Annotated in this window: 15 protein-coding genes; 12 read left to right on the top strand and 3 right to left on the bottom strand. The window is 68.1% G+C overall.

Going from position 1 to position 22,094, the window contains the following annotated elements; all coding sequences use genetic code 11:
* Positions 1-36 precede the first annotated feature (36 nt).
* The 9 genes from trpC to DB033_RS06165 all read left to right on the top strand — a co-directional run bounded on the left by trpC (position 37) and on the right by DB033_RS06165 (position 13,545).
* On the top strand, positions 37-855 hold the full coding sequence (gene trpC, locus DB033_RS06205) for an indole-3-glycerol phosphate synthase TrpC (protein WP_338066258.1): 819 nt from the start codon (positions 37-39) through the stop codon (positions 853-855).
* Between the two features lie 14 nt (positions 856-869).
* Entirely contained in the window at positions 870-2,225 is a 1,356-nt protein-coding gene (gene trpB / locus DB033_RS06200) for a tryptophan synthase subunit beta (protein ID WP_111767289.1), read from the top strand.
* A 56-nt stretch (positions 2,226-2,281) separates the two neighbouring features.
* Positions 2,282-3,058: a tryptophan synthase subunit alpha gene (gene trpA / locus DB033_RS06195; RefSeq protein WP_111767288.1), complete on the top strand. Its 777-nt coding sequence runs from the start codon at positions 2,282-2,284 to the stop codon at positions 3,056-3,058.
* Positions 3,059-3,083: 25 nt separating this feature from the next.
* Positions 3,084-4,148, top strand: coding sequence for a prolipoprotein diacylglyceryl transferase (lgt, locus tag DB033_RS06190; RefSeq protein WP_111765911.1), 1,065 nt, complete (start codon positions 3,084-3,086; stop codon positions 4,146-4,148).
* A gap of 213 nt (positions 4,149-4,361) precedes the next feature.
* Positions 4,362-8,936, top strand: a complete 4,575-nt coding sequence (gene gltB / locus DB033_RS06185; RefSeq protein WP_111765910.1) for a glutamate synthase large subunit — start codon at positions 4,362-4,364, stop codon at positions 8,934-8,936.
* Positions 8,929-10,392, top strand: a complete 1,464-nt coding sequence (locus DB033_RS06180; protein WP_111765909.1) for a glutamate synthase subunit beta — start codon at positions 8,929-8,931, stop codon at positions 10,390-10,392. Before gltB ends, DB033_RS06180 begins: the two co-directional genes overlap by 8 nt.
* A 173-nt stretch (positions 10,393-10,565) precedes the next feature.
* Entirely contained in the window at positions 10,566-10,763 is a 198-nt protein-coding gene (locus DB033_RS06175) for a hypothetical protein (RefSeq protein WP_111765908.1), read from the top strand.
* 425 nt (positions 10,764-11,188) lie between these two features.
* Entirely contained in the window at positions 11,189-12,613 is a 1,425-nt protein-coding gene (gene pyk / locus DB033_RS06170) for a pyruvate kinase (protein WP_111765907.1), read from the top strand.
* Complete coding sequence (locus DB033_RS06165; protein ID WP_111765906.1) at positions 12,613-13,545, top strand: acyl-CoA thioesterase; 933 nt, start codon at positions 12,613-12,615, stop codon at positions 13,543-13,545. Before pyk ends, DB033_RS06165 begins: the two co-directional genes overlap by 1 nt.
* 1 nt (position 13,546) lies before the next feature.
* On the opposite strand, the gene DB033_RS06160 is transcribed toward DB033_RS06165, so the two are convergent.
* Positions 13,547-14,971 (bottom strand): pyridoxal-dependent decarboxylase, encoded by a 1,425-nt coding sequence (locus DB033_RS06160; protein WP_111767287.1) that lies wholly within the window; start codon positions 14,969-14,971, stop codon positions 13,547-13,549.
* Between the two features lie 10 nt (positions 14,972-14,981).
* A complete protein-coding gene (locus DB033_RS06155) occupies positions 14,982-15,599 on the bottom strand; it encodes a CGNR zinc finger domain-containing protein (RefSeq protein ID WP_111765905.1) in 618 nt (205 codons plus the stop codon).
* Positions 15,600-15,619: 20 nt separating this feature from the next.
* On the opposite strand from DB033_RS06155, the gene DB033_RS06150 reads away from it, so the two are divergent.
* The 3 genes from DB033_RS06150 (at position 15,620) to DB033_RS21785 (ending at position 18,669) form a co-directional block, all read left to right on the top strand.
* A complete protein-coding gene (locus DB033_RS06150) occupies positions 15,620-16,036 on the top strand; it encodes a VOC family protein (RefSeq protein ID WP_111765904.1) in 417 nt (138 codons plus the stop codon).
* Positions 16,026-16,466, top strand: coding sequence for an SRPBCC domain-containing protein (locus DB033_RS06145; RefSeq protein WP_111765903.1), 441 nt, complete (start codon positions 16,026-16,028; stop codon positions 16,464-16,466). The genes DB033_RS06150 and DB033_RS06145 overlap by 11 nt, the downstream gene beginning before the upstream one ends.
* Positions 16,467-17,802: 1,336 nt before the next feature.
* Complete coding sequence (locus DB033_RS21785) at positions 17,803-18,669, top strand: protein NO VEIN domain-containing protein (protein ID WP_420814050.1); 867 nt, start codon at positions 17,803-17,805, stop codon at positions 18,667-18,669.
* A 377-nt stretch (positions 18,670-19,046) separates the two neighbouring features.
* Here DB033_RS21785 and DB033_RS20590 read toward each other — a convergent pair whose 3' ends face one another.
* A complete protein-coding gene (locus tag DB033_RS20590) occupies positions 19,047-22,022 on the bottom strand; it encodes a tetratricopeptide repeat protein (RefSeq protein ID WP_157970536.1) in 2,976 nt (991 codons plus the stop codon).
* Between the last annotated feature and the right edge of the window lie 72 nt (positions 22,023-22,094).

The following is a 22,094-nucleotide window of genomic DNA, read 5'->3' as shown; positions in this document are numbered from 1 at the left end:
AGCATGGGTCCGAAGGTGCGACCGAAGGAGGCGGAGTTGTCAACCGTGCTCGACTCGATCCTCGACGGAGTACGGCAGGACCTCGCGCAACGCCAGGCCGCCTGCCCGATCGACGAGGTCAAGGCGCGCAGTGCGCGGACAGCTCCGGCCGTCGACGTGCTCGCCGCGCTCCGTCAACCGGGCGTCGGCGTCATCGCCGAGGTCAAGCGGTCCAGCCCGTCCAAGGGCGCGTTGGCGGACATCCCCGACCCGGCGGCACTGGCCGGTCTGTACGAGTCCGCCGGGGCACGCGTCATCTCCGTGCTCACCGAGGGACGCCGCTTCGGCGGTTCGCTGGCCGACCTGGACGCCGTCCGGGCCACCGTTGACATCCCCGTCCTGCGCAAGGACTTCATCGTCGGCCCGTACCAGGTGCACGAGGCCCGCGCCCACGGCGCCGACCTCGTCCTGCTGATCGTGGCGGCGCTGGAGCAGAACGTGCTCCACGGCCTGCTGGACCGCATCGAGAGCCTCGGGATGACCGCGCTCGTCGAGGTGCACACCGAGGAGGAGGCCGACCGGGCGCTGGAGGCCGGCGCCAAGGTCATCGGCGTCAACGCCCGGAACCTCAAGACCCTCGAGGTCGACCGCGACGTCTTCGCCCGGATCGCCCCGGGCCTGCCCAGCGACGTCCTCAAGATCGCCGAGTCCGGCGTCCGCGGTCCCGCCGACCTGATGTCCTACGCCGGGGCCGGCGCGGACGCCATCCTCGTCGGCGAGGGTCTGGTCACCGCACCCGATCCCCGCGCCGCGGTCGCCGACCTGGTGACCGCCGGTTCCCACCCGTCGTGTCCGCGGCCCAGCCGCAACCGCTGAAACCGAAACTGACGATGACTGACTTGTCGACCGACGTCCCGCGCGCCCCGAAGCACCCGGTGACGGGCCGTGCCCGCCGGGCGGACGGGCTGCCCCGCCCGTCGGACGGCCTGACCGGCACCCCCCACGACCCCGACGGCCGCGGCTATTTCGGCTCGTTCGGCGGCCGGTGGCTGCCCGAGGCGCTCGTGCACGCGCACGACGAACTCTCCGAGGCCTACGACAAGGCCCGCTTCGACCCCGAATTTCTGGCCGAGCTCGACCGGCTGCAGGAGACGTACTCCGGTCGGCCCAGCCCGATCACCGACGCCGAGCGGCTGTCGGAGATGGTCGGCGGAGCCCGCATCCTGCTCAAGCGCGAGGACCTCAACCACACCGGGTCCCACAAGATCAACAACGTCATCGGCCAGGCGCTGCTGACCAAGCGGATGGGCAAGACCCGGGTCATCGCCGAGACCGGCGCCGGCCAGCACGGGGTCGCCACCGCCACCGCGTGCGCGCTGCTGGGCCTCGAGTGCGTGATCTACATGGGCCGTGTCGACACCGAGCGGCAGGCCCTCAACGTGGCGCGGATGAAGCTGCTCGGCGCCACGGTCGTCCCTGTCGACTCCGGTTCGTCCACGCTCAAGGACGCCGTCAACGAGGCGTTCCGGGACTGGGTCGCCAACGTCGACACCACGCACTACCTGCTGGGCACGGTCGCCGGATCGCACCCGTTCCCGATGATGGTGCGCGACTTCCACCGCATCATCGGCCTCGAGGCACGCCAGCAGGTGCTGAACCTGACCGGCCGACTGCCGTCGGCGATCGCGGCCTGCGTCGGGGGCGGCTCCAACGCCATCGGCATCTTCCACGCCTTCCTCGACGACGCCGACGTCCGTCTGGTCGGGCTGGAGGCGGGCGGCGACGGTGTCGACTCGGGTCGGCACGCGGCGACCATCAGCGGCGGCCAGATCGGCGTGCTGCACGGCGCACGCACCTACCTGATGCAGGACGACGACGGCCAGATCGTGGAGTCGTACTCCATCTCGGCCGGGTTGGACTACCCGGGTGTCGGACCGGAGCACTCGCACCTGGCCGAGATCGGCCGCGCCGAGTTCCGTCCGGTGACCGACACCGCCGCGATGGAGGCGTTCAAGACGCTGTCGCGGACCGAGGGCATCATCCCGGCCATCGAGACCGCCCACGCGATCGCCGGCGGCATCGACCTGGCCCGGGAGATCGGCAAGGGCGGCATCGTGCTGATCAACGTCTCCGGCCGGGGCGACAAGGACATGGGCACCGCCATGGAGTACTTCGGCCTGGGCGACCCGCACGCACCGCAGCCGCCGTCGGACATCCGCGCCGAGGGCGAGGGCGAGAAGCTGTGACCGCACCCCACGTGCCCGGATCGACCGCCCCCGCCGCGACCTCGCGGCTGCAGCCGATGTTCGACGACACCCGCGCGGCCGACCGCGCGGCCCTGGTGGGGTACCTGCCCGGCGGTTACCCGGACATCGAGCAGTCCAAGGCGCTGTTCGGGGCGATGATCGACGGTGGTTGCGATCTCGTCGAGGTCGGGTTCCCGTACTCGGATCCGGTGATGGACGGTCCGGTCATCCAGAACGCCGCCGAGACCGCCCGCCGGGGCGGTTTCCGGATCACGCACCTGTTCGAGATCGTCCAGTCGATCGCCGACCGCGGCGGCCGCGCCGTCGTCATGACCTACTTCAACCCGGTGCTGGCGTACGGCCAGGACCGGTTCGCACGCGACCTCGCCAACGCCGGTGGACTCGGCGTCATCACGCCGGACGTCATCGTCGACGAGGCGGCCGAATGGCTGGCCGCGAGCCGCACGCACGGCATCGACTCGATCTTCCTGGTCGCACCGTCGTCGCCGCTGGAGCGCATCGCCATCACGGCGGCCTCGGCCACCGGGTTCATCTACGCGGCCTCCACGATGGGCGTCACCGGCGCCCGGGACTCCGTCGGCTCGGCGGCTCCCGCCCTGGTCGAGCGGTGCCGCACCGTCACCGACACCCCCATCGGCGTCGGGCTCGGGGTCCGCACCGCGGCCCAGGTGCGCGAGATCGGTGCCTACGCCGATGCGGTCATCGTCGGCTCGGCGCTGGTCAGTGCCGCCGGTTCGAGCACCGATCCGGCCGCTGCGACCGAGGCGGTCCGGGCCCTCACCGCGGAGCTCGCCACCGGCACCGCGCGATGAGCCGTCGGGCCGCCGGGAGCCGTCCGTGACGACCACCGACCTCGCGTTCATCCCCAGCCCCGCCCAGGGGGTCTGGCACCTCGGTCCGCTGCCCCTGCGGGCCTACGCGGTGTGCATCATCGCCGGCATCGTGGTGGCGATCTGGTGGGGCGACAAGCGCTTCGTCGCCCGGGGTGGACGGCCCGGACTCGTCACCGACATCTCGGTATGGGCCGTGCCGTTCGGCATCGTCGGCGGCCGGATCTACCACGTCGTCACCGACAACCAGCTGTACTTCCGCGAGGGCCGCAACCCCTGGCGCGCGTTCGCCATCTGGGAGGGCGGCCTCGGTATCTGGGGTGCCGTGGCCTTCGGTGCGCTGGGCGCCTACATCGGCTGCCGGCGCTACGGGGTGCCGCTGGGCGCCTACGCCGACAGCATCGCGCCCGGTCTCGTCGTCGCCCAGGCCATCGGACGCCTGGGCAACTACTGGAACCAGGAGCTGTTCGGCTCGCCCACCACGGTGCCGTGGGCGCTGGAGGTCTTCGTCCGCACCCCCGGCGGGGCCGCCGGGGTCGCGCCCGGCGCCGGCGCGGTCTGCGAGTACGACACCTCCTGGGTCAAGGCCACCCCCGAGATCCTCTGCGGCACCTACCATCCGACGTTCCTGTACGAGCTGCTGTGGAACCTCGGCGTCGCGGCGCTCATCGTCTGGGCCGACCGCCGGTGGCGGCTGGGCGGCGGTCGCGTCTTCGCGCTGTACGTCGCCGGTTACACCCTCGGTCGTGGCTGGATCGAGATGCTGCGGATCGACCCGGCCAACCACGTGCTGGGGCTGCGCATCAACGTGCTGACCTCCATCGTGGTCTTCCTGGCCGCCGTCGTGTTCCTGGTCGTCCGGCGCCCGGAGCCGGGGACGGACATGCGCGAGGACCCGGCCCTGTTGCAGGGCCGGGCGGACGACGCCACCAGCGACGACGCCGCCGGCACCACCGACCGGACCGGGGCCGACGCCGGGGCCGACGAGCCCGCGGACAGGGTCGGGTCCGGCTCCCCGGATGGGACCACCGACACCTCCGGAGCACGTCCGCGAGTGCCGAACCAGGAATGAACTGCTGGTAATCTCAGCACCAACTGGGCCATCGCCGTCCTGGTGCGATACCTGCACATGCTCCCGTACTCGCGCCGACGCTCCCGTCAAACAGGCTGGACGCAGCGCCATCGATCCGCCGCCGCTGAATCCCGATCACCCCTGTGGATCAGTGCACCGCTTTTACGCCTTACTGGCCGCCGTGTTGACACCGCAGACGACGGGAGGAGTGCCGTGAGCTTCTCGGCAATCCCCGCCCCGCAAGGGCTCTACGACCCCCGCTACGAGAAGGATTCGTGCGGGGTCGCCGCCATCGCCGACCTGAGAGGTCGCCGCTCGCACCGCATCGTCGCCGACGGCATCACGGCCCTGATCAACCTCGACCACCGCGGCGCCGCCGGCGCCGACCCCGCCGTCGGTGACGGCGCCGGCATCCTGGTGCAGGTCCCGGAGGAGCTGTTCCGCGCGGTCTGCGAATTCGACCTGCCGAAGACCCCGGCGGGCGCCGACGGCTGCGCGTTCGCGGCCGGCATCGCCTTCCTGCCCCGCGACGCCGCGCAGCGCGCCGCGGCCAAGGACATCATCGCGATGATCGTCGCCCAGGAGGGCCTGGAGTTGCTGGGGTGGCGGACCGTGCCGACGGTGCCCGTGCACGCCGGCGTCGGGCAGATGGCGTTGGACGTGATGCCCGTCTTCGAGCAGCTGTTCCTGGCCGCCGAGGCCGGGGCCGACGGCGTCCGCCCGGCCGGGCTGGCCCTGGACCGGCTGGTGTTCCCCGCCCGCAAGCGCATCGAGCACCAGACCGCGGCGGAGGGCTGCGAGGTCTATTTCCCGTCGCTGTCGAGCCGCACCATCACCTACAAGGGGATGCTGACCACCGAGCAGCTGCCGGCCTTCTACCCGGACCTGACCGACGTCCGGATGGAGAGTGCGATCGCCATCGTGCACTCGCGGTTCTCCACGAACACCTTCCCGGCGTGGCCGTTGGCGCACCCGTTCCGCTTCATCGCCCACAACGGCGAGATCAACACCGTCCGCGGCAACCGCAACTGGATGCGCGCCCGTGAGGCGCTGCTGGCCACGGACCTGATCCCCGGCGACCTGTCGCGGGTCTACCCGATCTGCTCGGACGCGGCGTCGGACTCCGCGTCGTTCGACGAGGTCCTGGAGCTGCTGCACCTGGCGGGCCGGTCGCTGCCGCACGCGGTGATGATGATGATCCCGGAGGCGTGGGAGAACAACCCGACGCTGGACGAGAAGGTCCGGGGCTTCGCCGAGTTCCACGCCTGCCTGATGGAGCCGTGGGACGGCCCGGCCTGCGTCACCTTCACCGACGGCCGGATGCTCGGCGCGGTGCTCGACCGCAACGGCCTGCGTCCCGGCCGCTGGTGGCTGACCGACTACGGCACCGTGGTGCTGGCCTCGGAGTCCGGCGTGCTGCCGATCCCGCCGGAGCACGTCATCGAGCGCGGCCGGCTGCAGCCCGGCCGGATGTTCCTCGTCGACACGGTGGCCGGCCGCGTCCTCGACGACACCGAGGTCAAGTACTCGCTGGCCGCCGAGCAGCCCTACACCGAGTGGGTGCACGCCGGCACCATCGCGCTGGCCGACCTGCCGCCGCGCCCGCAGAACCACCCGGATCCGGAGGACGTGCTGCAGCGGCAGCAGGTCTTCGGCTACACCGAGGAGGACCTGCGGGTCCTGCTGACCCCGATGGCCGGCACCGCCGCCGAGGGCATCGGCTCGATGGGCACCGACACCCCCGAGGCGGTGCTGTCCAGCCGCGCGCGGCTGCTGTTCGACTACTTCAGCCAACTCTTCGCGCAGGTCACGAACCCGCCGCTGGACGCCGTCCGGGAGCAGGTCGTCACCTCGCTCGCCTCGGTGCTCGGCCCGGAGGGCAACCTGCTGCAGCCCACACCGGCGTCGTGTCGCACGATCCTGCTGCCGCTCCCGGTCATCGACAACCAGGACCTGGCCCGGCTCGTCGGCGTGAACTCCGACGGTGACCTGCCCGGGCTGGCCGCGGCCGTCGTCCCCGGCCTGTACGAGGTCGCCGGCGGCGGTGAGGCGCTGGCCGCCGCGATCGAGCAGGCCCGCCGGGACACCGACGCCGCCGTCGCCGCGGGTGCGCGGATCATCGTCGTCTCCGACCGTGACTCCGACGAGACCTACGCCCCGATCCCGTCGCTGCTCATCACGTCGGCGATCCACCAGCACCTCGTCCGGCAGAAGACCCGCACCAAGGTCGGCCTCGTGGTGGAGGCCGGTGACGCCCGCGAGGTGCACCACGTGGCTCTGCTGCTGGGCTACGGCGCCGCCGCGGTGAACCCGTACCTCGCGCTGGAGACCGCCGCCGACCTGGCCGCCCACGGGGCCCTGGGTCCGAAGATCTCGCCGTCGAAGGCCGTCAAGAACACCGTGTACGCGCTGAGCAAGGGCGTGCTGAAGGTGATGAGCAAGATGGGCATCTCGACCGTCGCGTCCTACACCGGTGCGCAGGTGTTCGCCGCGTTCGGCCTCGAGCAGTCGGTGCTCGACGAGTACTTCACCGGGACGTTCTCGCCGACGGGCGGCTCCGGACTGGACATCATCGCCGCCGACGTCGCCGCCCGGCACGCACTGGCCTTCCCGGCCAACGACGCCGTGCTGGAGCACCGCAAGCTGCCCACCGGCGGCGACTACCAGTGGCGTCGTGAGGGCGAGCTGCACCTGTTCAACCCGGAGACTGTGTACCTGCTGCAGCACGCGACCCGCTCCAAGCAGGAGAGCATCTTCCGCCGGTACACCGACACCGTCGACGGGCTGTCCACCAAGGGCGGCACGCTGCGCGGGTTGTTCACCCTCAGGACCGACGTCCGGCCGTCCGTCCCGCTGGACGAGGTGGAGCCGGCGACCGAGATCGTCAAGCGCTTCGTCACCGGGGCGATGAGCTACGGCTCGATCTCGGCCGAGGCGCACGAGACCCTGGCCGTGGCGATGAACCGCCTCGGCGGCAAGTCCAACACCGGCGAGGGCGGCGAGGACGTGGAGCGGCTGCTCGACCCGTCGCGGCGCTCGTTCATCAAGCAGGTGGCGTCCGGCCGGTTCGGCGTGACCAGCGCCTACCTGGTCAACGCGGGCGAGATCCAGCTCAAGATGGCGCAGGGGGCCAAGCCCGGCGAGGGTGGCCAGCTGCCCGGCCAGAAGGTCTACCCCTGGATCGCCAAGACCCGGCACGCCACCACCGGGGTCGGGCTCATCTCGCCGCCGCCGCACCACGACATCTATTCGATCGAGGACCTCAAGCAACTCATCCACGACGTCCGCAACGCCAACCCGGCGGCGCGGGTCTCGGTCAAGCTGGTGTCCGAGCCGGGGGTCGGCACGGTCGCGGCCGGGGTGACCAAGGCGCACGCCGACGCGGTCATCGTGGCCGGCTACGACGGCGGCACCGGTGCCGCGCCGCTCACCTCGCTCAAGCACACCGGCCAGCCGTGGGAGCTCGGTCTGGCCGAGGCGCAGCAGACGCTGCGGCTCAACCAGCTGCGCGCCCAGGTCCGGCTGCAGGTCGACGGCGGTCTCAAGACCGGCCGCGACGTCATCATCGCGATGCTGCTCGGTGCGGAGGAGTTCGGCTTCTCGACCGCCCCCCTGGTGGTCGCCGGCTGCGTGATGATGCGCGTCTGCCACCTGGACACCTGCCCGGTGGGGGTCGCCACCCAGAACCCGGTGCTGAGGGCGCGCTACACGGGGACGCCGGAGTTCGTCGAGACGTTCTTCCTGTTCCTCGCCCAGCAGATCCGGGAGTACCTGGCCGAGCTCGGCTTCCGCAGCGTCGACGAGGCCGTCGGACACGCGGAGCTGATCGACATCGAGAAGGCGGTCGCGCACTTCCGCGCCGGTGGTCTCGACCTGCGTCCGCTGCTGCACGTGCCGGAGGTGGACAGTGCGCTGTACTGCACCCGGCCGGCCCGGCACGACCTGTCCCGCACGCTGGACGCCAAGCTCATCGAGCTGGCCGCGCCGACCCTGCTGGAGGGCGGGCGGACCCGGATCGACCTGCCGGTGCGCAACGTCGACCGCACCGCCGGCACCATGCTCGGCTACGAGGTGACCAAGCGGTTCGGTCCCGAGGGCCTGCCGGACCGCACCCTGGACGTCAAGCTGACCGGCACCGCCGGGCAGTCGCTGGGGGCGTTCCTGCCGCCGGGCATCACGATCACGATGGTCGGCGACGCCAACGACTACATCGGCAAGGGGCTGTCCGGCGGGCGGATCGTGCTGCGGCCGTCGCCGCACGCGCCGCGCACGCAGCCGGGGATCCGTCAGGTCATCGGTGGCAACACGGTGGCCTACGGCGCGACCTCGGGCGAGATCTTCATCCGCGGTCGGGTGGGGGAGCGGTTCGGGGTGCGCAACTCCGGGGCGTTGCTCGTCGTCGAGGGCACCGGCGACCACGCCTGCGAGTACATGACGGGTGGCCGGGCGGTCATCCTGGGCAAGACCGGGCGCAACGTCGCCGCGGGCATGAGCGGCGGCATCGCCTACCTGCTCGACCACGTGGCGGCCAAGGTCAACCCGGAGCTGGTCGAGATCGAGGACCTCGTCGAGAGCGAGATCGACTGGCTGGAGCAGGTTCTCACCACCCACGTGGCCCTCACCGGCTCCCGCGTGGCGGCCGACCTGCTCGACGACTTCCCGCGGTCGGCGCTGCGCTTCGTGCGCATCATGCCGCGCGACTACAAGCGGGTGCTCGACCTGCGGGCCGAGGCGGCGTCGCTGGGCGTGGACGCCGACCAGATGATCATGGAGGCGTCGCGTGGCTGACCCCAGCGGATTTCTGAAGTACCAGCGGCAGACCCCGCACCGGCGTCCCGTGCCGCTGCGGCTGCGGGACTGGAACGAGGTGTACGAGCCGTTCGACAAGGACGCGACCCGTGCGCAGGCCGCCCGCTGCATGGACTGCGGCATCCCGTTCTGCCACCAGGGCTGCCCGCTGGGCAACCTCATCCCGGAGTGGAACGAGCTGACCCGGTTGGACAGCTGGGAGGACGCGTCCGAACGGCTGCACGCGACGAACAACTTCCCGGAGTTCACCGGACGGCTGTGCCCGGCCCCGTGTGAGGGCTCCTGCGTCCTCGGTATCGGCGACGATCCGGTGGCCATCAAGCTGGTCGAGCAGGAGATCGCCGACCGCTCGATCGCCTCCGGCCAGGCGCTCGTGCCGCGCCCGGCGGAGGTCCGCACCGGCAAGAAGGTCGCCGTGGTCGGCTCCGGTCCGGCCGGCCTCGCGGCGGCCCAGCAGTTGGCCCGTGCCGGTCACGACGTCGTCGTCTTCGAGCGCGACATCCGTATCGGCGGGTTGATGCGGTACGGCATCCCGTGGTTCAAGATGGACCGCGCCGTGCTCGACGCGCGGCTGGACCAGCTCCGGGCCGAAGGGGTCGAGTTCGTCGCCGGGGTCAACGTCGGCGCCGAGGGCTCGGACGTGACCGTCGCCGCGCTCCGCGACCGGTTCGACGCCGTCATCCTCGCCACCGGCTCGACCGTGCCGCGCGAGATCGACGTCGAGGGACGTCATCTCGCCGGGATCCACCTGGCCATGGACTACCTGGTCCAGGCGAACAAGGTGCTCGAGGGCACCCTGGACACCCTGTCGATCGACGCGAAGGACAAGGACGTCGTCATCATCGGCGGCGGTGACACCGGCGCCGACTGCTACGGCACCGCGCTGCGCCAGGGTGCGAGGTCGGTCCGCCAGCTCGACATCCACGTGGCGCCGCCCGCCACCCGGGATCCCTCGACGCCGTGGCCGGTCTACCCCCTGATGCTGCGGACCTCCGCCGCGCACGAAGAGGGTGGCGAGCGCATCTTCGGGGTCAACTCCACCACCTTCGCCGCCGACGAGAACGGCGCCGTCACCGGTATCCACCTCGTCGAGGGCACGCGCGTCCCCGGCGGGTTCATCCCCACCGAGGGCACCGACACGTTCGTCAAGGCCGACCTCGTCTTCATCGCGCTCGGCTTCACCGGGCCCGAGACGCCGGGTCTGCTCGAGGGCCTCGGCGTGGGGATCACCCAGCGGGGCAACGTCCAGCGCGACGACGCCTACATGACCACCGTGGACGGCGTGTTCGTGGCGGGCGACGCGGGCCGCGGCCAGTCGTTGATCGTCTGGGCGATCGCCGAAGGACGGTCGGCCGCCGCCGGCGTCGACGCCTACCTGATGGGCTCGTCGATGCTGCCGGACCCTGTGCACCCGACCGCGGTCGCGTTGCGCTGATCCGGTTTCTCCTGGTCCGACCGACGGCCCGGCCTTCCCACGGAGGTCGGGCCGTCGTGGTTGCGGCGCCGCGACTAGGTCACACTCAGCTAACGGTTGTCGACTTTGTGTAACTACAGCGCTGTGATCCCCGATAGTCAGAGCATGATCACTCGCGCTCTACGGTCCCTCTGATGGCCTCCCCGCTGCGTCGCCCCGGCCGTGCCGTGCGATCGGACCGGACCGCCGAGTTCGAGGTGCTCGAGAGCCTCGGTCGGACGGACGCCCCCTCGGTGCGGACCCCGCGGTTGCGGGTCGCCGGAACTCCCGAGCTGGTGACCGACGACGACCACCCCGACTTCCACGTCCTGCCGCGGCACCGCGGCCGCTGACGTCAGCGACAGTGACGATCGCGGCCGGTGACGTTCTCGGTCGTCGACATCAGGGGAGGCTGACGGCTGAGGCCGTTGACATCCGGGCCGCCGCAGCCGCCGGGCGGAACCGCACCTCGCCGGTGGCCGGGAGCCGACGACGTCGACGCGCCGTCGCAGCGCCGCCGGGCATCGCGACCGGGACGTAGCCGCGGTCGCGCCGGGCGTCCGGAGGGCGGACAGCCCGGCCGCTGATCGGCGCGGGGGTGCGTCCGGGTGCACCCACGGTCGGCCTCCGGATCAGCGTGTCCGCGAGTCGCCGGGGGCGGCCACCAGGACGGTGTCAGGCGTCGCGGAGCGGACCGGGGGGCGAACACTGACCGGCCATCGGATGATTCCGCACGTCGAGGGAGGTGAATCGGTCAAGAAGGCGTTATGGTGCTCGCATGGATCGTCGAGCCAAGATCGTCTGCACACTGGGCCCCGCCACGTACTCCGCGGAGGCCATCGCCAATCTGGTCGAGTCCGGGATGGACGTCGCCCGGATGAACTTCAGTCACGGTGACCACGCCGACCACGAGGTCGTCTACCACCGCGTCCGCGAGGCCTCCAACGCCAGCGGCCGCGCCGTCGGCGTCCTCGCCGACCTCCAGGGCCCCAAGATCCGCCTCGGCCGGTTCGCCGACGGTCCGGTCATGTGGGCCAACGGGGAGCAGGTGACGATCACCGTCGACGACCTCGTCGGCGACCACGACCGCGTCTCCACCACCTACAAGGGCCTGGCCACCGACGCCCGCCCGGGTGACCGCCTGCTCATCGACGACGGCAAGGTCGGGCTCGTCGTCCACGACGTGCAGGGCAACGACGTCGTCTGCACCGTCGTCGAAGGTGGCGAGGTCTCCAACAACAAGGGCATCTCGCTCCCCGGCATGAACGTCTCGGTCCCCGCGATGTCGGAGAAGGACGTCGCCGACCTCAAGTTCGCGCTGAGCCTGGGCGTGGACTTCATCGCGCTGTCCTTCGTCCGCTCCGCGAGCGACATCGAGCTGGTGCACGCCGTCATGGACGAGGTCGGCGCGCCGCGCATCCCGGTCATCGCCAAGCTCGAGAAGCCCGAGGCGGTCGCCAACCTCGAGGCCATCGTGCTCGCGTTCGACGGCGTCATGGTCGCCCGCGGCGATCTCGGCGTCGAGCTGCCGCTGGAGCAGGTGCCGCTGGTGCAGAAGCGCATCGTGACCATCGCGCGGGAGAACGCCAAGCCGGTCATCGTGGCCACCCAGATGCTCGACTCGATGATCGACCACTCCCGGCCGACCCGCGCCGAGGCGTCCGACGTCGCCAACGCCGTCCTCGACGGCACCGACGCGGTGATGCTGTCCGGCGAGACGTCGGTGGGCAAGTACCCGTTCATCACGGTCAAGACGATGGCCCGCATCATCCAGGCCGTCGAGGCCGAGTCGGTCGAGGCGCCCGAGCTCAAGCACGTTCCGAAGACCCGCCGTGGCGTCATCTCCTACGCCGCGCGCGACATCGGCGAGCGCCTGGAGGCCAAGGCCCTGGTCGCCTTCACCAAGTCCGGCGACACCATCAAGCGCCTCGCCCGGTTGCACACCGAGCTGCCGCTGCTGGCGTTCACCGCCGACGCGTCGACCCGCTCCCAGCTCGCGCTGACGTGGGGTGTGGAGACCTTCCTGGTCCCCCCGGTCGAGACCACGGACGAGATGATCGACCTGGTCGACGCCGAGCTGAGCAAGATGCCCGCGTTCAGCAAGGGTGACCTGGTGGTCGTCGTGGCGGGCTCGCCGCCCAACACCTCCGGCTCGACCAACCTGATCCGGGTGCACCGGATCGGCGAGGCGGACTTCGACTGATGACGGACGGGTCGGACCGGTCGTCGGCCGGCCCGGCCGCCGCACCCGAGCGCGACACCGACGGGGTGCTGCGCGGCCAGGTCGTGCTCGATGCGTTGGTGCGGCTGCTGACGCTCGAACAGACCGGGCCGGCGTCGTTCCGCGGCTATTCGCCGCCCGGATCCGGGCGTGCCCGGGTGTTCGGCGGGCAGGTCGCGAGCCAGGCGCTGGTCGCCGCGGCCCGCACCGTGCCGGCGGACCGCCAGGTCCACTCACTGCACGCCTACTTCCTGCGGCCCGGCATGTCCTCGATCCCGATCGAGTACGAGGTGGACCGCTTGCGGGACGGCACCTCCTTCACCACCCGCCGCGTGCTGGCCCAGCAGAACGGCCAGACGACCTTCGCGATGTCCGCGTCGTTCCAGATCGACGAGGCCGGCCTCGACCACACCGAGACGATGCCGGACGTGCCTGCGCCGGAGTCGTTGCCGACGCTGGCCGAACGGGTCGCGGGTGTCTCCCGGGAGATCGCCGGCTGGCGTCGGGCGCCCCGTGCCTTCGACGTCCGCTACGTGAGCGAGCCGCCGTGGGTGGTCCAGCCCGCCGCCCCCGGGGAGGAGGCGCACAGCCGGATCTGGTTCAAGGCCGACGGCGTCCTGCCGGACGACCCGGTGCTGCACGTCTGTCTGCTGGCCTACCTGTCCGACGTCACGTTGCTCGAAGGGGTGCTGACGCAGCACGGTCTCGCCTACGGCGGGGACGACGTACAGCTGGCGTCGCTGGACCACGCCATGTGGTTCCACCGACCGTTGCGCGCCGACGAGTGGCTGCTCTACGACGTCAGCTCACCGAGCACGTCCGGCGGGCGGGGACTGGGCATCGGCAAGTTCTACGACCGCGCGGGGCAACTGGTCGCGACCGTCGTGCAGGAGGGTCTGATGCGGCTGCGCTGAGTCAGCGCAGCTCGGCCAGCAGCGCGAGCAGGTCGTCGATGTGCCGTTCCGCGGTCGCCGGTGTCCCCACCGCCATCCGGATGACCGCCCGGCCGCCGGTGGTGGTGTGCGACAGGTACGCCCGCCCGCTCTCGTTCACCCGCCGCATGAGATCGAGGGTGGCGCTCCCCGTCGCGTCGTCGTCGGTGAGCCGGAAGCAGACCAGCGACAGGTTCTCGTGGGTGATCGAGAAGCGGTCGTCGCCCCGCAGGCCCGCCGCGAACCGCTCGGCCAGGGCGACCCCGTCCCGGATGTGGGCGGCGAGGCCGTCCGGGCCGTAGTGGCGCAGCACCGCCCACAGTTTGAGCGCCCGGAACCGCCGGCCGAGCTGGATGTGCCAGTCCCGGTAGTCGATGACCGCCCCGGCGTCGGACTCGGCCGTCCTGAGGTACTCCGGGTTCTCGGCCAGCGCGGACGTCAGCGCCACCCGGTCGGCCACGTAGAAGGCGTCGCAGTCGAAGTTGGTCAGCAGCCACTTGTGCGGGTTGGTGGCGTAGGAGTCCGCGGACTCCAGCCCGGCGTTGAGCAGCGGCCGGAACTCCGGCGCCACGGCGGCGACCCCGGCCCAGGCGGCGTCGACGTGCAGCCAGGCGCCGAAGCGGCGGGCGAGCGCGCCGAGTGCGACGGTGTCGTCCACGGCGCCGGTGCCGGTCGTGCCGACGGCCGACACGATGAGCGCCGGCCGCCGGCCGGCGGTCACGTCGTCGGTCAGCGCCTGCTCCAGTGCGGCCACGTCGAGCGGACCGCCCGGCGAGACGGTGGCGATCCTGCGCAGCTGGTCGGACCCGACCCCGGCCACGGTCACGGCCTTGGCCACGGACGAGTGGGCCTCGGCCGAGCAGTAGACGGTGTAGGGGCGGTCGAAGCCGCGCCGCCGCAGCATCCCGTCGCTGGCCCGGTGCAGCGCCGCGACCAGCGCCGTGAGCACCGCACTCGAGGCGGTGTCCTGGATGACCCCACCGCCGGCCCCGCTCGACCGGAAGCGGTCCGGCAGGCCGAGCAGCTCGGCCAGCCAGTCCATCGTGCGGGTCTCGACCTCGGTGGCCGCCGGGCTCGTCGCCCACACCATGCCCTGCACCCCGAGCCCGGACGCGAGCAGATCACCCAGGATCGCCGGTCCGGAGGCGTTGGCCGGGAAGTAGGCGAAGAAGGACGGGTGCTGCCAGTGGCTGATGCCCGGCATCAACCGGTCGAGATCGGCGAGCAGCGCGGCGAACGGTTCGCCGCCGGCCGGCGGCGACACCGGCAGCATCGCGGCGATCTCGCCCGGTCGCACCGACGAACGCACCGGGAGATCGGCGACCCGTTCCTGGTAGGAGGCGATCCAGTCGATGGCGGCGTGGCCCTGACGGCGGAACTCGTCGGGGGTCCAGTGGGGAGCAGGCACGCGCTGCACGCTAGCGCGCGGCGGGCCCGGGCGCGTCGGGGGCCGGGGGCACGGACCGGGCCCGGTGCCGGCGCACCTTGTGTCGGTTGCCGCAGCGCTGCATGGAGCACCACCGGCGTACTCCCGCGCGGGAGCGGTCGTGGAAGACCAGGGGACAGTCGTCGGCGGCGCACCGCCGGAGCCGGCCGTCGGCGGTGGTCACCAGGGTGATGGTCTCCCGGGCCACGGTGGCGGCGGCCGCCGCGGCGCTCGGCGCGGCCCAGTGCACGGCTCCGTCGACGAGCTGCGGCACCAGCGCCGGCCGGGCGGCCCAGTCGTTGACGATCCGGACGTCGTCGTCGGGAGGCACCCCGCCGGTCGCGGCACTGGTGGCGAGCCCCAGGATCGCCGGCCGGAGATCGCGGATGCGGTCGAACGTGGCGCTGTCCGGCGTCGGCACGGTGACGCCCAGATCGCTGTCGGCCAGCCAGTGGACCAGATCGACGGGGGAGTGCAGGACCTCGAACACCGCGTAGCGGCCCGGCCCGCCGGTGTAGGCGAGGTCCAGCGCCACCGACCCGGAGTCGAAGGCGAACCGTCCGCCGCGAGGGTCGACCAGCCACCGTTCCCGCTCTTGACGACCCAGCATGTAACCACTGTAATGGTTACATGGAGATCCAGATCACCTTGGACTGCGACGAGCCCCACGAGCTGGTCGCGTTCTGGTCAACGGCGCTGGGCTACGAGATCGAGGACCACACGGCGGTCGTGGAAGGGCTGGTCGCCACGGGGCGGCTCCCGGAGCAGGCGGTGGTGCACACCGACCACGGCACCGGGTTCGCCGACCTCGCGGCCTGCCGCGACCCGGAGGGCCGTCGACCCCGGATGCTGCTGCAGCGGGAACCGGGTCGCCCGCCGGGGAAGCTGCGGCAGCACCTGGACCTGCAGGTCGGCGCGGAGCGCGCCGACCACGAGGTCGCGCGCCTCGTCGCGCTCGGCGCCACCGTCGCGTGGACCAGTGCCGACCGCGGGGTCGCGACGACGACGCTGCGCGATCCGGAGGGCAACGAATTCTGTGTCAGTTGAGCCGCGCGCGGTCGGGCACACCCGCGACGCCGGCTGGGAGGTCGGCGTCAGTGCTGTCCTGGACATCGCCCCCGACGCGCTGTGGGGGTGGCTGACCGGCTCCGGCCTGGCCCACTGGCTGGGGGAGACCGGCGGCCCACTGCCCCACGACGCCGGCGCCACCGGGCGCACCGCGACCGGGGGCCGCTTCGAGATCCGCTCCGTGCGGGACGGCGAGAAGATCCGGTTGCGGTGGGAGCCCGCCGGAGGCGCGGGCATGACGGTCGTGCAGGTGTCCGTCCGGGCGGCCTCCCGCGGCCGGGCACGGTTGGGCTTCCACGAGGAGCGACTGCCCGACGCCCGGGCCCGCGAGCACCGCCGTGAGCACTGGCGGGGCGTCATCTCGGCCATCGCCGCGGACATCGCGACCGTCGGGCGCGACAGGGAATGACCGCCGGGAAGGACGGCGCGGAGTGGGTGCCCCTGGTCAGATTCGAACTGACACTGTACGGATTCGTTTCAGGCGGGGGTCAGATGGGGCAGCGTGGGGGTCATTCGTGAGTGGCCGTGACGAGTAATAGCTGATGAGACCACGCGTCGCAGACCCTGTCCCTACGCAGAGCCGCGCTTCAGTACGCGGATTTTCCCTTCTAATTCGTTCAGTGAACGTTCAGCGGGCGGCGTCACCGTGCTGGCGCTGGCGCGTGCAGCCTGCGCGAAGTCTTTCATCCCCTCGCTCCAGTCTTCGTCGTGGAGCGCGACGGCCATGAGCTGCGGTGCCGCGTCGCCCAGGCTCCGGGCAGTCGAGGCGGAGCTTGAATAACGCGCTCTCGGCCTGAGCCCAGCATTTTCTGAACACGCACATGCCTTCGGACCCGTTCGACAACGTCGGGTTGTAATCGTCCGAGGTTGAGCACCCGGGTCGGGGTCGCCAGCTTCAACTGGCGGCCTCCGGCCCTGACTGTAGGTCCTTTGTTCGTTTCGGAACATCCCTGCCCAAGTCGAAGTCCACGCCCACCACCACCCTCATGGGGACTTCTCCTAGTACGCCAGAGTGGTCGGGAGTCGCCGGGGGCGGGTCTACTTACCCCCGGCTTCCCTTCGCTCCTCCAGGAGCCTCCTACGTAACGGCAACGCGGGCATCGGGGTAGCGACTCCGATTTACAGACGGCACAGAATCGTCCGCGGTACCTCAGGTGGCCTGCGCGGGGCATCGTGCCTCCGCGGCTGAGTCCGCGACCACCGCGGCGGCTTCTCCTCGCCACGCCAGGCAGGTGGTGACCGCCGGAGGTAGGTAGACCCGCCCGGCGGCCGTCGTGAGCCGCCCAACTCAACGTGAACCGCCTCCTGGCGGGTCACCAAGGAGCATGCAGGCAGGATGAAGACACTAGAGCTCTGGCACAGCTACACCCGAGAAGATGTCCACGCCATTTTCTCTCCGGACACTCACTTCACTCCACAGGCAGGCAGCTGGGCATCTCGGGGATAGTTCGCCTACCGGAGCGGCCCACGTCATTCGTCTTCTTCGTGACCTTCGGTCGCATCGAAGGTAAACACGCCTTCGACGAGTCCATTACTGCGGACGGTGTGTTGTCCTGGCAGTCTCAGCCGCAACAACGCTTGCAACATGCAACGGTGAAGGATTTGATAAGTCACAACGACCTCGCGGAGTCAATCTTTCTATTCTTGCGGACCCGCGCGCGTGATCCGTACACATACATGGAACCCTGGGGTACTTGAGTCATGATCAAGAACGGGAGCAGCCAGTGCACTTTCAATGGCAGCTCATGGACTGGCCAGTGCCCGCTCATGTCCGTCGCGGCATGGGGTTACCCCTCGTCCCAGTAGACAACCCCGCAGTGCAAGAACCGTCGATCAATCCGGCTTCGGTCGAGTTGATGAGCGCGGAGGACGAGACCCTGGACCGATACCACCTGGTGGAACAGGAAGCACCAGGCGGCCGCACTCCTGGACCCACTAGAACAGCGCAATTCAAGGCAGTCAAGATGGCGCTGCACCCGGATCAAGACGCACGAAACAAGGTCCTCGGCTTGGCTGGCGAACGGCTTATTCTGCTTGCGGAGCAACGCCGGCTTGTGCAACTTGGGCGGCCCGAACTCGCAGAACGGATCGTCCACGTGTTAGTAGTCGAAGGAGATGGTGCAGGCTATGACATCCGCTCATTTAGTGAAGACGGACGCGCACGGCACATCGAGGTGAAGACAACGAGGAATGCCGCATCTGCGTCGTTCTTCGTTAGTCCTAACGAGCTCGCCTTCAGCGAAACACACCCCGATAGTTTCGAACTTGTCCGGGTGTATCATTTCGATGCGTCCACAGAGACTGCCAAGTTTTACAGACTCGCCGGACCATTGAGCAGGTTCGTATCCCTGGTCCCGACGCAGTTCCGAGCGAGCCTCTTGGGTTTAGATACGGAAGCCGCGTTGCAGGTACTAGACCCATGGATGCTGCGGGACTGGGGGACCTTGAGGTGCGTCGAGCCCCAACGGCTCGCTCGACTTCCATCACGACGGCCTAACGCGGATGCTGACGGGTTCGATGTCTTCACTGCGGACAGGACGACGATACAGACATTGCGTTTCTCGGAGAAACCTATGCGTCTATTGCCAAGCACCTTGAAAGCTACTCATTAACTGACATCAAGCTGAGGTATCGAAGCGATGGGTGTTGTTCGGAGCAGGGGCTTAGGTCACTGCTCCCCTTCAGGGGTCATTGCTGACAGTAGACGTTCGTGATGGCGGAGACAATCTGTTTGCTTGCTGGTCGCTTAGCGGGATCGGCCGCCGCCGGTGACCCACGCCTTGGCTCGCTGCGACAGATCGGCCGAGGGGCCGTTGACCCAGATGTCCCCGCACATGGAGTCGGACCAGGACTCCACCTGGTTATCTGAAGGATGAACTTGGAGGCCACGAAAGGTTCTGATTGACCCCGGTCTGGACGAGGGACCTGACACGGCACATACCGCATTGACCGAATCTGGCGCAGCAGGACGATTCCCTCGACGGATGTTCTATTGAAGTATCCCTGAGTCCAACCCCTTAGATTGCGCGGCATCGACAAACTCCAAACAACAAGATGCGCTAAGAGGCAGCTCACTTATCGCCGATCGGAGAGCCCGCAGTTCTGTCACCGCAGTCGTTCGATCCTTGTTGATGCAGGAAATCAAATTTTCCAAGGTGTAGTGCGTAGACTGACGACGCGGTCCGAAGACCTCGAGTTTAGTCTGATACAAGGTCCAAAATTGTTGCCGCGCTGTGCCAAAATGGCCCAATAAGAAGTAGGACGCGGCTAGGTTGTTGAGCGAGACTAGCGTGTCTGGATCGCGTTCACCAAGCGCATCGGTCCTGTCCGCGACCAGTAATCTGTTCTCCGCCAGCGAAAGGTCTAGCTGACCAAGATCTTGATACATCTGCGCAATGTTGTTTCGCGTCAGCATCACATCTCGGTCCGAAGCGGATAAACCTAGCTCTAGCTGATCACCTAATAACTCGCGGAACGTTGACAACGCACCTTTCAGATCTCCGGATTGTGCTCGGGCATATGCTTCGTTGTTCTTCGCAGCGGACAACCATCGAAGGCCATTGAGGTTGTCCTCGCTCCCCTCCGGGAATTCCGCGATCAGCTCGACTAGATCATCGCGAGCACCCGAATCACCTACCCCCAGTCGTGCAGTCGCAATCGCAAACTTGGTTACTAATACCTCTCCAGATTTGGGGTCATAGAAAACTGTTTGGTCCCTGAGCAATGCTTTCAGCCAGTGCATAGCCTCTTCGAAATGACCAAGCTCGATTAGCCAATGAGATATGCTATAGCGAGTGCTGAAGGTCATCTCGTCGTGTGCGCCATACTCCGCTGACAAGCGTTCAAGCAACTCGCTCAGTTCCGTCACAGCCATGTCCACAGCGCCAGCCATACCGTATTGATTAGCAACGGCAGTTTGAAGCTCAATCATTTCGGTATCGAACTCGCCTAGAACGCTCCCGGCGCGAGTAATCCACCTACGAAGTTTGGGCAGATTATCACCTGGACGCTGAGTTAGAGACTCGCGAACAGCTGCCAGAGCTTCGTGATAGGCACCCGCGCCCCAGAGGTGCTCAATAAGACTAACTTCCCAATAGTCCCGCGCTAGTCCAGGCTCGGCCCCTATACTCGCTGTCGCTAGGAAAGCAGAATGCACGGTGGCTTCGTCCATTGACGCTATTAGAAATGCCGATAATGAGTCGTGGAGAAGCCCGATCTGCTCCCCTTCAGTTCCTGCGGACCGGCGCACTATGAGAGAACCGCATTTTGCTAATACGGAGCGCCAGGCTGCCAGCGTAACGGATTGCTCAAGTACGACTTCGACGGCCCGACGAGCGATGTCCGAGGGGACTGACGCGCTTTTCGTTCCGACTGCCATTACTTCCACCGCGGCTTTGGCGAGTGCATCATTCGATGTGAGATCTGCAAGCATGAGTTCATACATCTCGTCGAGCGACCGTACGGCTCTTAGAGCCGCAGCTTCTCGACGCAGGAGTTCATCAGCCAATAGGCTTAACTGCATCCACGAGCACTGGCCCATAGCCTCTGTCACCGCAGCGACCAGCTTCGAGGGCAGTCCCCGAGAACGAAGATATACGGCTATCTCGTCCGAAGTGGGATCTCTAGAGTACACAACACGAAGCGCGGGGAAGTTTGTCACCAGATCTGCCTCAGCGGTCGTTGACAGGATCACAGTTAACGAGCTGTCGTTAAGTCGTGCTTGATTATCGATCACCGTCGACAAAACTTCGGTCAGATCGGAAGGTGCAAGCAAGTTGACCGCGTCTATGGCGATCCGAACCGGCGGCGTTGCGGGGTCCTGCTCTACACTATCAAGTAAGGGACCCAGAACACGTGCCAGGAAGGTCGACTCAAGGGCGTATTCGGTTTCCGAGCGAGCGTCCTGATAGCTTGCGCTTGATAGCAAGAAACTATGACTATTCGAAAGTTGAGCGACTAGAACGTCGCACAACGTCTCCACCGTGGACGACTTCGAGCAGAAAGCGGCCGCATTCAGAAAGCTTTGGGGGATGATCCCGGGGGCCTTTTCCGGTGCCGCGAGGGCAGAGAACAGCGTGGTCTTCCCGCTACCGGACGTACCGACTATCAATACGCAGCCGCCGCTGTCGGCAGCTTCCACAACATCCTCCAAGGCAGTTGTCGGCGCGTAGAAAGTCGAGGAAATGGCTAATTCTTGCATGCCGCCCAATAGGCCGCCCGGTTGCTGGTTGTATTTCTTATTTTTTGCAATCCAGAGCCCGGGGTCGCCCATGGGCAGAAGACGTCCCCGGGCGAAAGCCAAATGTACCGGTTCCTCTTGAGCCGTGCATATCTGAGCCGCCCAATTGCTCGTATCGCGGACGCTGAAGTGCTCAATCGGGGCTTGGTGCCCGCTACGCAACAGTTCAACCAGTGAGTTTGAGAAGCACCCATCAATGGCAACTTGATCAAACGTGGCTCCTGCAATCTCCAACGAGATATCTGCTGACGCCGCGATGGTCTGCAACCCATTCATTACCTCCGCAGCACCGACACCGCCGTAGCAAGTGTCGATGATGAGTAGTACACCTGTTACTCCTGCGGATCCGTCAAGTCGTAAACTGTCGATTAGGTTCTGCGCAATGTGGTAGCCAGCGTGGCTGGTCGGGGGAACCGAAGCATCCTTGGTGAGGAAGAACAGCTGATCTGCTGGACCGAATTCCGGCACGTGACCGTGCCCGATGAGTGCGACAAGTAGGGCCGCGTCTGACTCGCTGGCACTGGCTACAGATCTTTGAACTGCAGCTACCATTTCCGATGTCGTCGGATCAATCAGCAGCGTAGACGCTGCAGGATCGCATGCACCTAAGTCAGGGTCCACAAGTACGTCGAACAGGTCTGATGCTCTACCTGGGAGGAAGGTGAGTGGTTGCGACGGCAGGCTGATGCACTGTGAGCCAACAACAATGGCATGCCGTTCACTCATCTGCTCTCCAAGATTTTTCTGCTGCTACCATTACGGGAACCTAGTATAACTGCACTCGCGCGTCGTAATAAT

This window comes from Nakamurella deserti (assembly GCF_003260015.1).
Classification (GTDB): Bacteria; Actinomycetota; Actinomycetes; order Mycobacteriales; family Nakamurellaceae; genus Nakamurella; species Nakamurella deserti.
This window is presented reverse-complemented; position numbering and strand designations above follow the sequence as displayed.

Coding starts and splice junctions, on each gene's coding strand:
- trpB (WP_111767289.1), top strand. CDS start 870: ATGACTGACTTGTCGACCGACGTCCCGCGCGCCCCGAAGCACCCGGTG.
- trpA (WP_111767288.1), top strand. CDS start 2,282: ATGTTCGACGACACCCGCGCGGCCGACCGCGCGGCCCTGGTGGGGTAC.
- DB033_RS06175 (WP_111765908.1), top strand. CDS start 10,566: ATGGCCTCCCCGCTGCGTCGCCCCGGCCGTGCCGTGCGATCGGACCGG.
- pyk (WP_111765907.1), top strand. CDS start 11,189: ATGGATCGTCGAGCCAAGATCGTCTGCACACTGGGCCCCGCCACGTAC.
- DB033_RS06165 (WP_111765906.1), top strand. CDS start 12,613: ATGACGGACGGGTCGGACCGGTCGTCGGCCGGCCCGGCCGCCGCACCC.
- DB033_RS06155 (WP_111765905.1), bottom strand. CDS start 15,599: ATGCTGGGTCGTCAAGAGCGGGAACGGTGGCTGGTCGACCCTCGCGGC.
- DB033_RS06150 (WP_111765904.1), top strand. CDS start 15,620: ATGGAGATCCAGATCACCTTGGACTGCGACGAGCCCCACGAGCTGGTC.
- DB033_RS21785 (WP_420814050.1), top strand. CDS start 17,803: ATGGACTGGCCAGTGCCCGCTCATGTCCGTCGCGGCATGGGGTTACCC.
- DB033_RS20590 (WP_157970536.1), bottom strand. CDS start 22,022: ATGAGTGAACGGCATGCCATTGTTGTTGGCTCACAGTGCATCAGCCTG.